This is a genomic window from Pseudomonas sp. DTU12.3, from assembly GCF_004124275.1.
GTDB classification, from domain to species: Bacteria; Pseudomonadota; Gammaproteobacteria; order Pseudomonadales; family Pseudomonadaceae; genus Aquipseudomonas; species Aquipseudomonas helmanticensis.
This window is the reverse complement of sequence record NZ_CP027218.1, coordinates 3,421,565-3,434,221: the sequence shown is the minus strand read 5'-3', so window position 1 is coordinate 3,434,221 and position 12,657 is coordinate 3,421,565. Positions and strand designations below refer to the sequence as shown.

Annotated in this window: 10 protein-coding genes; 2 read left to right on the top strand and 8 right to left on the bottom strand. The window is 60.6% G+C overall.

Going from position 1 to position 12,657, the window contains the following annotated elements; genetic code table 11:
* The first annotated feature begins 108 nt into the window (after positions 1-108).
* Complete coding sequence (gene xerC, locus C2E19_RS15595; protein WP_129396134.1) at positions 109-999, top strand: tyrosine recombinase XerC; 891 nt, start codon at positions 109-111, stop codon at positions 997-999.
* Here the strand turns inward: xerC and C2E19_RS15590 are convergent, their stop codons facing one another.
* From C2E19_RS15590 to C2E19_RS15565, 6 genes are all read right to left on the bottom strand, one after another.
* Positions 1,000-2,058, bottom strand: coding sequence for an ABC transporter ATP-binding protein (locus C2E19_RS15590; RefSeq protein WP_129393891.1), 1,059 nt, complete (start codon positions 2,056-2,058; stop codon positions 1,000-1,002).
* Positions 2,055-3,650 (bottom strand): iron ABC transporter permease, encoded by a 1,596-nt coding sequence (locus tag C2E19_RS15585; protein ID WP_129396133.1) that lies wholly within the window; start codon positions 3,648-3,650, stop codon positions 2,055-2,057. Before C2E19_RS15585 ends, C2E19_RS15590 begins: the two co-directional genes overlap by 4 nt.
* Before the next feature lie 3 nt (positions 3,651-3,653).
* A complete protein-coding gene (locus C2E19_RS15580; protein ID WP_129393889.1) occupies positions 3,654-4,667 on the bottom strand; it encodes an iron ABC transporter substrate-binding protein in 1,014 nt (337 codons plus the stop codon).
* 211 nt (positions 4,668-4,878) lie between these two features.
* Complete coding sequence (locus C2E19_RS15575; protein WP_129393887.1) at positions 4,879-6,396, bottom strand: glycosyltransferase family 39 protein; 1,518 nt, start codon at positions 6,394-6,396, stop codon at positions 4,879-4,881.
* Positions 6,393-8,108 carry a lipid IV(A) 4-amino-4-deoxy-L-arabinosyltransferase gene (gene arnT, locus C2E19_RS15570; RefSeq protein WP_129393885.1) on the bottom strand — a complete coding sequence of 572 codons (1,716 nt, stop codon included), beginning with the start codon at positions 8,106-8,108 and terminating at the stop codon, positions 6,393-6,395. The genes C2E19_RS15575 and arnT overlap by 4 nt, the downstream gene beginning before the upstream one ends.
* Positions 8,109-8,163: 55 nt before the next feature.
* The gene (locus tag C2E19_RS15565; protein WP_256661206.1) at positions 8,164-8,745 is read right to left on the bottom strand and encodes a histidine phosphatase family protein; all 582 of its coding nucleotides are present in this window, start codon (positions 8,743-8,745) and stop codon (positions 8,164-8,166) included.
* 414 nt (positions 8,746-9,159) lie between these two features.
* On the opposite strand from C2E19_RS15565, the gene C2E19_RS15560 reads away from it, so the two are divergent.
* Positions 9,160-10,464 carry a HAMP domain-containing sensor histidine kinase gene (locus C2E19_RS15560; RefSeq protein WP_129393883.1) on the top strand — a complete coding sequence of 435 codons (1,305 nt, stop codon included), beginning with the start codon at positions 9,160-9,162 and terminating at the stop codon, positions 10,462-10,464.
* Here C2E19_RS15560 and C2E19_RS15555 read toward each other — a convergent pair.
* Both C2E19_RS15555 and C2E19_RS15550 read right to left on the bottom strand, forming a co-directional pair.
* Positions 10,422-10,973, bottom strand: coding sequence for a membrane integrity-associated transporter subunit PqiC (locus C2E19_RS15555; protein ID WP_129393881.1), 552 nt, complete (start codon positions 10,971-10,973; stop codon positions 10,422-10,424). The genes C2E19_RS15560 and C2E19_RS15555 overlap by 43 nt on opposite strands.
* A 16-nt stretch (positions 10,974-10,989) precedes the next feature.
* Positions 10,990-12,645 carry an intermembrane transport protein PqiB gene (locus tag C2E19_RS15550; RefSeq protein WP_129393879.1) on the bottom strand — a complete coding sequence of 552 codons (1,656 nt, stop codon included), beginning with the start codon at positions 12,643-12,645 and terminating at the stop codon, positions 10,990-10,992.
* Positions 12,646-12,657 lie beyond the last annotated feature (12 nt).

Sequence of the window (12,657 nt, the reverse complement as noted above, 5' to 3'; positions counted from 1 at the left end):
CGGGGAGTGTTGCAGTTGTTAGTTGGTGTGTTGAATTGTTTTTACTCAAGGCCTTTACGTTTGATTGACTTGCCCGCTGTTCCGTTGGAAACCCGCCAAACCAATCCGATGACCGTGTATCTGGCACGCCTGGCACCTTCCAGCCAGCTGACCATGCGTTACGTTTTGCAGGACGCTGCCGATCGCCTCGGCTTTGCCGAGATGAATGTCGAAGAGATTCCCTGGCATGCGTTACAACCTGAAGATGTTGTCGCGCTGGTGGCCGCTTTACGCGAAGACAACTACGCGCCGAACACTTCTTCGCTTTATGTCAATGCCATACGCGGTGTAATGAATGAAGCCTGGCGCATGAGCCTGATCAGCCAGGACCATCTTTTAAAGATGCGTTCGGTAAAAGGCATTGCCGGTACGCGACTGTCGCAGGGGCGCAATCTCAAGCGCACCTTGATTCACGAACTGATGGAAGTCTGCGCCGCCGACCCGCGCCCGCAGGGCCTGCGCGACGCTGCAGTGATCGCACTGTTGTATGGCACCGGCATGCGCAAATCAGAGTCGGTGGATCTGGATTTGAATCAGGTCGATTTCCGCGAACGCAGCCTGACCGTCACCGGCAAGGGCAACAAGCAACTGATCAAATATGCACCGACGTGGGCGTTCGACAAGCTCAATAAATGGCTGGAGTTCCGCCGCGAGCAGCTCAAGGAAGGCGAGAGCGACGATGCCTTTCTGTTCAACCGCATCCGCCGTGGCAGCCACATCACCCGTGAGCGCATCACCAAACACGCGATCTACTACATCGCGCGCCAACGTGGCACCCAGGTCGGGGTGAAGATCATGCCGCACGATTTCCGTCGCTCGTTCATCACCCGGGTGATCGAGGAGCACGACCTGTCGATCGCGCAGAAGCTCGCCCACCACAGCAATATCCAGACCACCGCCAACTACGATGTGCGCGATGACAACGAGCGGCGGCGTGCGGTGGATCGCTTCGATCTCTGATCAGAGCGCGGCGAACACGTGAGCTGCACCGAGCACCGACAATTGCACCGCGCTGCCGGCCGGCGGCGCGTGCATGCCAGAGCTGCGCACCAGTAGCGAACGACCCGGCGCCTGACTGGCGGGGGAGCGCAGTTCGACCGTCAGCGTGCAGGTGTTGCCGGCGAAATCACGTTCGGTGACCACCGCATCGTAGCTCGGAGCGCCAATGACTGTGCCGCCGACCTGCAATTGTTCCGGTCGCAGCATGATTTGCGCATCGCCAATGAAGCCATTGCTGTTGACTGGCACCGGGCCGAGATCGCAGTGCGCCCAACCGGATTCGATGCGCGCCGGCATCACCACGGCTTCGCCGAGAAAGTGCGCGGTCTGCTCATCTTCCGGATAACGATAGAGATCCATCGGATGCCCGGACTGCACCAGACGACCGCCGCGCATCACCGCCAACTGGTCGGCAAATGACAGTGCTTCGCCCTGATCGTGAGTGACCAGGATGGTCGTCACGCCAGCATCCGCCAACAGGCGCGCGACCATTTTGCGCATGGCGCTGCGCAGGCCGGTGTCGAGCGCGGAGAACGGTTCGTCGAGCAGCATCAGGCGTGGTTGTTGGGCCAGCGCGCGCGCCAGTGAAACCCTTTGCTGCTGGCCACCGGACAACTCATGCGGCCAGCGCTGGGCCATGTTGGCGTCCAGCGCAACGCTTTCCATCAGTTGCGCGATGCGCTCGTGTCGCGCCGTGCCGGTGAGGGCCAGGCCGAAGCCGATGTTGGCGCTCACCGTCATGTGCGGGAACAGCGCGCCGTCCTGCGGCACGTAGCCTATCTGGCGCTGATAAGCCGGAACCGCGTGAGTGCTGTCGACCAGCACCTGACCGTTAAGAGTCAGGCTGCCGGCGTCGGGGAATTCGAAACCGGCGATCATCCGCAACAGCGTGGTTTTACCGGAACCCGAAGGGCCGACAATCACCGTGCGGCTGCCGGTCGGTACGGACAGGCAGATGTCATCCAGCGCTTTCTGCGCGCCAAAGGCTTTGCTCAGGGAGATCAGTTCAAGTGCGTTCATCGGCCAGCGGTGCGCCTGGATTGGTGGTAGAGGATGGCCGTCAGTGGCAGCGATAGCAGCACCATCAGCAGTGCGTAAGGCGCCGCAGCGGCGTAATCGATTTCGCTGGTCATGGCCCAGAATCCGGTTGCGAGGGTGCGCGTGCCGTTGGGCGCGAGCAGCAAAGTCGCGGTCAGTTCATTGGTGATCGCCAGAAACACCAGTGCTGCGCCGGCTGCCGCGCCGGGTGCGGCGAGGCGCAGGGTAATCAGCCACAAGGCGCGCAACGGCGAGCGGCCGAGGCTTTGCGCGATGTTTTCCAGCTCCACCGGCGCCTGGGCAAAACCGGCGCGCAGGCTGACCAGTGCGCGCGGCAGGAACATCAGCAAGTAGGCCAGCAACACGGTGATGGTGGTCTGGTAGATCGGTCGGGCGAAATGGATGGTCACGGTCACCAGCGCCAATGCGACGACAATCCCCGGCAACGAACTGGTGATGTAGTTGCAGCCTTCCAGCAAACGTTGCAGTTTGCCGGGCGCACGGATCGACAGCCAGGCAATCGGTATCGCCGCCAGGCTCGTCAACAGCGCTCCGGCCACGCCGAACGACAGGGTTTGCAACAGCGCGGGCAATAACTCGCCGCCGCCCCAGACCTCCACACCTCCGGCGATCAACCAACGCCCCAAAGTCAGCAACGGTACGCCGAGAGCGAGCAGGCACGTCAGCACTTGCAGGCCCAGCCCGAGCGCTTTGGCGCCGCGACTCAATAACACCGTGCGTTGTTCGCGCGCACTGCCGGAACCCACGCGGGCGTAACGCGCCTTGCCACGGGCGGCGGATTCGACCGTGAGCATCGCCAGACAGCACAGGGCCAGAACGCCGGCGAGCATGTTGGCTGCCGGGCCGTTGAAGGTCGATTTGAACTGATCGAAAATCGCCGTGGTGAACGTATCGAAACGGATCATCGCGTAGAGGCCGTACTCGGCCAGCAGATGCAAACCCACCAGCAGCGCACCGCCACAAATCGCCAGGCGCAACTGCGGCAGCACCACGCGGAAAAACACCGCCCAAGGCTTGAGGCCGAGGGATTCGGCAACGTCTTCTATCGCTGGATCGAGTCGCCGCAAGGTCGCTGCAACCGGCAGATAAAGGAACGGGAAATAGGCGATCACCGACACCAGCACTCCGGCCGGCAATCCATGGATCGATGGAATCAGGCTGACCCACGCATAGCTGTGCACGAACGCCGGCACCGCCAACGGCGCCACTGCAAGCAACGACCACAAACGCCGTCCGGGCAGATTGCTGCGTTCGGTCAGCCACGCCAGCGTCGTGCCGAGCACAATGCACAAGGGCAGGGTGATCAATACCAGCAGCACCGTGTTGATCAGCAGTTCGCCAACCCTTGGGCGAAACACCAAGGCTTCGATCATCGCCCAGCCGGTCGCCCACGACACGCCGATCACAAACGCAATCGGCAGCAACGACAACAGTGAAACCGTGATCGCCAAGGCAACCACCCACGAACCCCCGCGACCAGTGAGGGCGCGGGTTTTCAGTGGCAGGTGAGCGGAAGACGCCGCAGCGATTTCCGCCGGTAAAGGTTCCGGGATCACTTACAGGATTCCCGCCTGGGTCATCAGCTCGACGGCTTTCTTGCTGTCGAGTTTCGACGCATCGACTTTTGGCGCATCGAGCTCCTTCAACGGCGTCAGTTTCGAATTCGAAGGCGCGTCTTTGCCCACCGCGTACTCAAACGAGGTGCCGCTATGGAGGATTTCCTGGCCTTCCTTGCCGGTGATGTATTTGACGAACTTTTGTGCGTCTTCCTGGTGTTTGCTGGAGGCCAGCACGCCGGCGCCGGAGGTACTGACGAACGCGCCCGGGTCCTGATGTTTGAAATAGTAGAGCTTGGTGTTCTGGCTGTTTTCGCCGGTCTTGGACTGATCGACGAAGCTGTAATAGTGATAGATCACGCCGCTGTCGATCTGGCCGGCGTTGACTGCTTTGAGCACGGCGCTGTTGCCGCGATACACGGTAGCGTTGGTTTTCATGCCTTTGAGCCAGTCGAGCGTGGCGGCTTCGCCTTTTTGCTCCAGCACCGCAGCGACGATGGCCTGGAAATCAGCACCGGCCGGGGAGGCGGCCCAGCGACCTTTCCAGTCCGGTTTGGCCAGGTCGAGCAGGGATTTCGGCAGGTCTTTTTCGGCAAGTTTCGCCGGGTTGTAGACGAATACCGTGGAGCGCGCAGCGATGCCGATCCACTGGCCGTGGGCCGGACGGTACGCCGCATCGACTTGTTCCAGCGTGGCGGGCGCGATCGGCGCGAACAGTTTGGCGTTGTCGACCAGCACCATCGCCGGGGAGTTTTCGGTGAGGAACACATCCGCCGGCGAGGCCGCGCCTTCCTGTACCAGTTGATTGCCCATTTCGGTGTCATCGCCATTGCGAATGGTCACCGGAATGCCGGTCTCTTCGGTAAAGCCGGCGACCCAGGCCTTGGTCAGGCTTTCATGCTGCGCGTTGTAAACCAATAGACCAACGCCGTCGGCGGCGTAGGCCTGGCTGGCAGCGAGCAGGGCCGTGGCCAGCAACGCGCGTTTCAGGAAGGACGGAAACTGTGGATTCATGACGAAAACGCTCCTGTTTTTCAGACGTTATGGGCAGGCACTCGCGAGCGGACTTCAATGCGAATGATTTGCATATGTTGAGTCGCAGGCAATGTAGAGAGGCAAATGAGAAAAAAACGTCAAACAGACCGTTAATACATGTCATTTTCATTCAGATTAGCAGCGACTCGAAAACGCACGATTGCCGTGCGTCATTCAACGTCATGAGATTTCAGGAGGGATTGGGCAAGTAGGCGACGCTCTGGTCCTCGCGGCCATGGAAAAATTGCTCGCCGCGTGTCGGCGTGGTGGTGATGATCCGGTGATCGGCGCCGAGATAACCGAGCGGCACAGGCTCGCCCTGGCGGTACTGCGCAACGAAGATGGTACGTTGCGGATTCCATTGCTGACCGCTGCTGCGTTCAAGCCAGGCGATCAGCGCGGCACTGTCGCCGTTGCGCGGATAGTCTGCGGTTTGCGCCACGTAATAGAACGGCGCTCCGCCGGTTTGCAGGTACATCGGCACTTTGTTGTCGACCTCGACCATGACCATGCGCCACTGATCGAGCGGCGCCTGCTGGCTGGCCTGTTCGCGCACGGTTTCGCCGAAACGGATCACGCCGCCACCGCTGTTGGTCCACGGGTAGAGCACGCCAAGTACGCCCACCAGCACCGCAGTGGCGACGCCAAAACCGATGTTCAATCCACGACCTTCGACGTTGCGCGCCGCCATGCGCCGGGTGATCCACCAGGCGCCGAGCAGTTGTGCGAACGGCACCAATGGCAGCACGTAATAGCTGCGACGGCTGCCGCTGGCGGTGAAGAAGATCATCAGCAGCGCCAGCCCCTGAATCAGCCAGCGGGTGTCCGGCTCGATCTGCCGCCAGTGCCGCAGCGCCACCCACAATGCAATCAACCAGCAGGGTGCCCAAGGCAAGGTGTAGACCGGCAGATAGATAAGGTAGGTGTAGATCGGTCCGATGTTGTCGAACGGCTGGAAAAACCGCACGACGTTTTCCCGCAGCACCAGACCCAGGCCACTTTCGCCGTAGTTCGGCGCGCCATACAGATGCGAGAGCAGGAACGGCGCCATGTAGAACGTGCCGGCAATCAGCAACGCTGCGGCCAGACGTAGATTCAGGTGCAGCTTCCAGCGCTTGTCGCTCAGCAGGTGCGGCAGCAGCACCAGCCCCGGCAGAATGAAGCCGATCAAGCCCTTGAACAGCGAGGTCAGCGCCAGCAAACCGAAAAACACCACGTATCGCCAGAGTTTTGTATCGTCCGGTCCGCGCCAATACCACCACACGGCAGCGAGCACGCCGCACACGGTGAGGATGTCGGCGGTGGCGACGCGCGCCCAGAACACGAAATAGAACGTGGTGGCCAGCATCCATCCGGCGATCAGTCCGGTGCCTTTGCGAAACAGCTGCTCACCCAGCAGGTACACCAGCCAGACACTCAACCACGCCGCGACAACCGACGACAAACGCAGTGACCAAGGCCCGAGGCTGCCGGTCAGCCAGGCGCTGGCGGTAATCAGCCAATACGACAGCAACGGTTTGTCGTAGTACGGCCCGCCCTTGAGATACGGATCGAAATAGTCGCCGCTTTGCAGCATCTGCAGGGCGATGTTGGCCCAGCGGGTTTCCGCGCCCCACAGTTCGCGACGGCCGAGGCCGAAGAGCAGCATCAGCGCCGTGGCCGCGAGCAGCATCCATAAAGCCTTGCGGTCGTTGGCCGTCGAGGTCATGGCTGGCTCTTGGCGAAGATGTAGATTTGCAGATTGCCGCGCTGGTAGTGCTTGCCATCCGCCGGCAACAGGCCGATTTCCTGTTCGTCCTGGGTGCTGTTGACGCGCATCACCACCGCCACCGAGCCTTTTTTACGTGCTTGCGTCATCCATTCGCCGACGTCGGCCAGGCTGACTTTGCGCGACGCCATGGCCGGGTCTTCGAGACCGTATTTAAGTTCGCCGACGGTGTTGAGCAGGTCGACTTGCGGTCGCTGCAAACGCCACGACAGCGCCGACGCCGCGCCCAGGTCATTACTCAACAGTGACGCCGTTTCACTCAATGCCTGCTGATGTTCGGCAATAAACTGGTCAGGCATTTTGCTGTCGACGATCAGCGCGGGCATCGCCGCCGGCAGTAGCGCGATCAACAGGCCGATGCCCAGCGCCGGCATCGCCCACAGTGTCAGCGGACGCATGATCTGCAGGGCGTTGGCGATGATCCAGCCGATCAGCACGATAAACACCAGCGACAGGCTGAACATTTCGCTGTGGGTGTAGATCTCTTTGCTGGTTTGCAGATAGATCAGCGCAATCAGGGCAACGCTCGCCAGTGCTGTGTTGATTACCCCATTGAGACGCAGGATCCGGCTGTCGCGCTGCTGCAGCCAGTGCACCACGTTGTGCCCCATGAGCAAGGCCAAGGGCAGCAGACACGGCATGAGGTAAGTCGGCAACTTGCCGCTGCTCAGGCTGAAAAACGCTAATGGCAGGAGGAACCACAACGCGAGGAACGCGATTTTCGGCTGGCGTTTTTCGCGCCAGGTACGGATCAACGTCGATGGCAACAACATGGCCCACGGCAACGTCGCGGCGAACAGCAGCGGCAGGTAGAACCACCATGGCCGCGCGTGCTGGGCATCATCGCCGGCAGCAAAACGGCGAATGTGTTCATGCCAGAAGAAGAATCGCCAGAAATCCGGTTCGCGCGCCTGCACGGCCAACGCCCAAGGCACGCTGACGAGTGCGGCAACCAGCACCGCCACCAGCCCGTAACGCAGTAATTCAGCAAAGCGGCGTTGCCAGATCATGTAGGGCAGGGCGATCAGCACCGGCAGCAGCAGGGCGAGAAAACCCTTGGTCATCAGGCCCATCCCGCAGGCGGCGCCCAACAACGCCCAACTGCCGAGGCGGGCCTTTACGCTGCGGCTATCAATGGCAAACCACACCGCGACCAGACTCAGATTGACCCACAAGGTGAACTGCGGATCGAGGTTGGCGTAGCCCGCCTGACCGGCGATCAAACCAAAACTCATGTACAGCAACGCGCAGGCAGCGCTGATGCGCGGGCTGTTCCACAAACGCCGCGCCAGCACATAGGCCAGCCAGACGCTGGCGCCGCTGCTCAATGCCGAGGCGATGCGCACCCCGAACAGGTTGTCACCGAAAATCGCCTGACCGATGGCGATCATCCAGTAACCGGCAATCGGCTTCTCGAAGTAGCGGATGCCCATGAAATGCGGCGCAACCCAGTTGCCGCTGAGGAGCATTTCCTGGCTGATCTGGCCGTAGCGGGTTTCGTCGGGAATCCACAAGCCGTGGCTCATCAGTGGCAGCAGATAAAACAGCACGAAGGCGAAGATCAGCCCGGGAATCGCCCAGCGCTCAACCATCGAGTGGGCTTGTGATAAATGTCGGACAGCGTGGCGCAACGGTTTGTTATCAGACGTCATGACTGGACCTTGGCGCGGATAAAGTATGTGGGGCGAAAGTTCGGATATTTGCGGGTTACTGGGCACTTGTTGTTTGCCAGAACGGGGTATTTACAATGCCCAGGACGCTAAGTTTCTGCTGATGGTTAATTCGCACCAGTAATACGCTGCCGTATTCGGCGGCAATTGCATGAGGAAAACCGCTCTGTTTTTCGAAGTCGCTGATACAACCGCTGTGGGTGACCAGAATCAGATTGTGCTGCGGTGTCTTGTTCGCGACGATTTCATCGCGCAGCGTCGGTCCGCAGGTGGCCAGCCAATCCTCAGTGCTGGCGTCGTGACCGAACATCGAGTGCGCGGTTTGTGCTGTCCGCGTCAACGGGCTGCTCAATACTTGCGTCTGCTGCATGCCGAGACGCACAAAGCCCTGACCGACGGCTGCCGCCGCGAGACTGCCAGCTTGGGTGATGCCGTCAGCCGGGCCGAGGCAAGTGTTGCTCGAACGGTCGCAGCGTTCGGTATGGCGGACCAATGCGACGATTTCGCCCGCTTGCCACGCCTTGACCCACTCGGCGGTGGTGGCGCGATCGGCGTGATCGAGGTCGACCGGCGAGCGTGGCCACCAGACAAAACCGCTGACCAGGATCGCTACGAACACAACGCAAGCAAGCGCTATCAACAGGCGCAGGCGCGGAGTACGCGGCGACTTTGATGTTGTTTCAGATTGAAATAATTGCGCCACAATATTGCCCCTTCTAACTCCTGATGTTTCATTCAGTGCAACGCAAGGCTCAGGCAGCGAGCAACTTTACGACTACTTGGTTGAATGCTGGCTGAACACTACGTTCGGGGTCGTAGGGGCGCGGTGAATAACATGTGAAAAAATTGCGGAAAGTTGAAGCGCCTAACTAAAACGGCTATTTGATAAATAAACTCAAACGCTGTTTTTGTTTGGCGCAGGTCTTAACAACGCGCAAGGGTTGCGGCGAAGCTCGGTTGTGGCGGACAACGGCGTTGCGCTGGTCTATTGTTGCCCTCACGCCAGACAACCCGATAGGAGCCGACTGAACGAATGGATCTCAAGCACAGCCTGACGACGCGGATCGTGATCGTGTTCGCCCTGATGAGTGCCTTCGTCGCCGGGGTATTTGCGTTGGGAATCGTCGCCACCGTGCATGTGGTCGAGCGAAAATTGACCACCACCACGTTGAGCGGTGGCCTGCACCGACTGCTGGCGATGGAAGACATCAGCCACTGGAGCCACAAGCCGGAAAAGAGCGAGTTGTTTTTCGCTGAAGGCGCCAAGCCCCCGCTGACGTTGACCACGCAATTGGCGGCGCTGCCACTGGGCTTTCAGGAGATCAAGTTCCACGGCGAAGACTTCTACGCGATGGTCGAATCGGTGGCCGGGCGCAAGTACGTGCTGCTGCGTGACCAAGGCAGCCTCGAACAGCGTGAACACTTGTTGTTCATCGTGGTGATTGTCGGTTTCATTCTCAGCATTCTGTTGGCGATTGTGCTCGGCCGGTTGCTGGCGCGCCGGGTGATGGCGCCGGTGATCCGCCTGGCGCGACAGGTGCGCCACCGCGATCAGCTGATCGAACTGGCGCCACCCCTGCACCCGGATTACGCCGCTGATGAAGTCGGCGAACTGGCGTTGTCGTTCGATCAGACGCTAGGTCGCCTGCAAGCCACCCTGAGCCGCGAAAAACTCTTCACCAGCGACGTCAGCCATGAACTGCGCACACCGCTGATGGTGCTCGGCAGCTCTTGCGAACTGCTGCTGGCCAACCCGTCACTGGATGCGCGTTCAACGGCGCAGGTCAATCGCATTGCCCGCGCCAGCAGTGAAATGCGCCAGTTGGTTGAAACCTTCCTGATGCTCGCGCGCAAACCTGATGAAGTCTCCGTGCAGTCGGCGGTAACGCTCAAGGAAGTGGCGGATGCCCAAGTAGAAGTCTGGGGGCGGTTGATCCGCGAAAAAGGCCTGGAGTTTATCTACGTTGAGCAGTTGGCCTGCACGACGCGCTACAACCTGACGTTTTTGCAGTCGGTGCTGGGCAATCTGTTGCGCAACGCCTGGCACTACACCGACCACGGCTTCGTTCGCTTGACCCTGCGTGACGACAGTTTTGTGGTCGAGGACAGTGGCATCGGCATTCCCGAGGAGCAACACCACGCAATGTTTCAGCCCTTCGTGCGCGGCGATGAACAACGTGGGGAAGGGCTTGGTCTCGGACTGTCGCTGGTGCAGCGAATCTGCAACCAGCAACAGTGGCGGGTACAACTGACGACCCGCGAACCCAACGGTTGTATTTTTACCGTGACCCTGGCTCAGGAGGAGGGCGGGCAAGCGCGCGGATTACCGGCGGCCTGACTGATCAGCGCCGCGAGTCGTTTGACGTTGTTCTGCTGAGCCGTCACCAGTTCATCGATGCTCGGCCCCGACGGCGTCTGCAAGGTCGAACGGCACGTGACCAGTTCGCTGTCGGTATCGCCCAGCGGGCGCAGCCGCCATTTGGCATCAATCAGCGCGTACTGGCCGGGAATCGAGTCGAAGCGCTGGACATCGATGCGCACCGAGACGTTGCCGCGACCGCTGCTGTTATTCAATTGATCGGTCAACGCACTGCGCAATTCATCCGCCAGACTCGCGCCCCACCATTGGGTTTCAAGAATCGCCAGGCCACTGTTGCCCTGGCGAATGACGATTTGCGGGCGGTCGACCTGCGGCGGCACGCTGATGCCTTCAATCGGGATTTGCACCCCGGCGCGGGTGCTGCCCAGTTGCACCGGGGTCAGCGTGTGAAAGCTGATCGGGTCGCTGCGGCAGGCGCCCAGCAACATGAACGCAGCGAGCACGGTGATCTTCAGCGGTAAAGCCATGGGGTAGCTCCTGTGCTCAATTGCGTGGCGGTCCTTTCAGGTCCAGTGGCGCCGCGTTGTCTGGCCGGCCGCGAATCAGCGATTCCGGATGGCGACCGAGGTAATCCGACAGTTCACGCAGCGAGCGCGACATGCGCCCGAGTTCGTCGAGGGTCTCGGTGAGTTTCTCGCGCTGCGGTGAATCTTCGGCCAGGGTCGAACTGGCGGACTGCAAGGTCTTGCTGACATCGGCGAGGGTGTTCTGCACGCCCGGCAAGGTCTTCGCGTTGAACTGAGCGAGGCCTTTGCGCAGTTCGACCAGATTGCTGTCGAGGTTGCTGGCGATGCGATCCACCGGCAGCTTGTTGAGTTTGTCGACCACCGCCTCGAGTTTCTCCTGCAACTGTTCGAGGCTACCCGGCACCGTTGGAATGACCACCGGCCGAGCGGTCGGGTCGAAAGCGACTTTCTCGGCTTTCGGGAAAAAATCCAGGGCGACGTACAATTGCCCGGTCAGCAGGTTGCCACTGCGGGCCTGGGCGCGCAGACCGTTGTCGATGAAGGTGCCGATCAGGCGAATGCCGGCGGCTTCATCATTGGGATCATGTTTGAACGCCGTGAGCATCTTGCCGTACGCCATACCGAGCCGCTGCGGATAAATGACGATGCCGACATTGAGCGGGAAGCTGCGTTTTTTTGCGTCGAAATCCAGATTGATCGCCACCACGCGGCCGATTTCCATGCCGAGGAATTCCACCGGTGCATCAACTTTCAACCCACGCAGCGATTGATCGAAACGCAGACTGAGGTATTGCGCCTTGCCGTTGGGCGGGGCGAGGGCGGTGGTCTGGTCGGCGAACAGGTCAAAGTCCTTGTCATCGGCGGCGGCAACGTCGTTGGGGCTGTAATCCGGGGCGCGGAAGGCGATGCCACCGATCAGTAACGTCGAGAGCGATTCGGTCTTCACCGCAAAACCGTTGGCGCCGACGTTGACGTCGATGCCGCTGGCGTTCCAGAAACGGGTGTTTTCCGTGACGAAGGCATCGTTCGGCGAATGGATGAACACTTCGATATTCACGCCTTTACCGTCCGGATCAAGGGCGTAGGTGACGACCTGGCCGACCGGAATCTTGCGATAGTAGACCGGCGAGCCGATGTCCAGCGAACCGAGGTCCGAGGCATGCAACATGAAGCGCTTGCCGGGTTCGCCGTAAGTGATCGGTGGCGGGTTTTCGAGGCCGTTGAAGTGTTTCGCGCGGCCATTCGCCTGGCCGATGTCCGCGCCAATGTAGTCACCGGAGAGCAGGGTATCGATACCGGAAACGCCGCCAGCACCGATGCGCGGGCGCACAACCCAGAACTGCGAGTCTTCGCGGGTAAAGGTTTCTGCCTGCTTGGCCAGTTTGATCGTCGCGTTGACGCTTTTCTGGTCGTCGCTCAACTCAACGTCGGTGACCTGGCCCACCACGACGTTGCGGTATTTGACCTCGGTCTTGTTCGCCGTCAGACCGCTGCCGGTCTTGAACGTGACAACGATGGTCGGGCCTTCCTGGAGGATGTTGTGCACCACCAGCGAGATACCCACGAGCACGGCAATGATCGGCACGATCCACACGAGCGAAATGCCGAAACGGCGGGTTTTGACTGGGGCTTGGCCTGGTGCTCGCGGCTCGTCGGTGGCTGACGACTTCATCCATGTCCTCCT